Consider the following 1,177-nt stretch of genomic DNA (forward strand, 5'->3'; position numbering starts at 1 on the left):
GCCCGGGGATCATGCGTACGTTCATGCCGACATAGGGCGTGCCTGCGATGTAGTTTACCTCGACGCCTTCTTCATCCATGCAGAGATTGTTGTGGGGGATATAGAGCAGGCCGGTCCTCGGCGAAAACGCCGATGGCTGCCAGTCCTTGAGGCCGGATGCCGTCGGACAAATGTCTCGGACCACCTTGCCGGTGCCGGTTCTCTTGTCAGGGTTTGCAATCAGGCGGCCGGTCTTCAGATCGACGCCTTTGCTGGAATTGACCGGGCCATAGGCTGTGGCCGATAGCACCTCTCCAGTGGTCCGATCGAGGATATAGAGGTAGCCGTTGCGTTCCGGTCGGACAAGGACCTTGCGCGGCTTGCCTTGCCAGGTCATGTCCAGAAGGATCTGCTCGTTGATGCCGTCATAGTCATGGAGGTCATGCGGGCTCCACTGATAGAACCACTTCGCCGCTCCGGTATCGGCGTCACGCGCGAAAATACCGGATGTCCATTTGTTGTCGCCTGGCCGCAAATCCGGATTCCACGGTCCTGGATTGCCCGTGCCGTGGAAGATCAGGTTCAACTCCGGATCGTAGGAGATCCAGCCCCACATATTGCCGCCGCCGATCTTCCAGGCTTCCGGTGGCCATGTCGTCACGCCAAGGTCTGTGCCCCTGTCCATGTCGTAGTGGGGCTTGAAGTCCGGGCCGATCAGCACATCCTTGTCGGGTCCAGTGCCATAAGCCGTCCAGACAACATGCCCGTCTCCGGCATCCAGCGCCTTGACCCAGCCGCGGACGCCCATTTCGCCGCCGGAATTGCCGACCAGAACTTTGCCCTTCACCACCAGCGGCGCCATGGTGATGGTCTCGCCGATGTTGATGTTGCCGATATGAGTGTTCCAGATCGGCTTGCCCGTATTGGCATCGAGCGCGATCGTGTGGCCGTCCAGCGTGTTGAAGAAGATGCGTCCGTTGGCGAAGGCCGCTCCGCGGTTGACGACATCGCAGCAGGCCACTCCTTGTGCCGCCGGCTCGGGGTTGGGCTCGTACTTCCACTTCATCGGCGCGCCCGGCCTGGAAAGGTCGAGCGCGTAGACGATGTTGGGAAAGGGCGTGACGATGTACATGTTGTTGCCGACGACCAGCGGCGCTGCTTCCTGGCCCTTGTTTACGCCGGTCGAGAAGGTGAAGGC

The 1,177-nt window shown here is 60.7% G+C and carries 1 protein-coding gene; it reads right to left on the reverse strand.

What is annotated here, in order from left to right:
* Positions 1-1,177, reverse strand: a 1,177-nt coding sequence (locus EN925_RS36720; RefSeq protein ID WP_164894700.1) for a PQQ-binding-like beta-propeller repeat protein, incomplete at both ends; no start/stop codon positions are given.

The sequence above is a fragment of the Mesorhizobium sp. M7A.F.Ca.US.006.04.2.1 genome, from assembly GCF_004022915.1.
Taxonomy (GTDB): Bacteria; Pseudomonadota; Alphaproteobacteria; order Rhizobiales; family Rhizobiaceae; genus Mesorhizobium; species Mesorhizobium ciceri.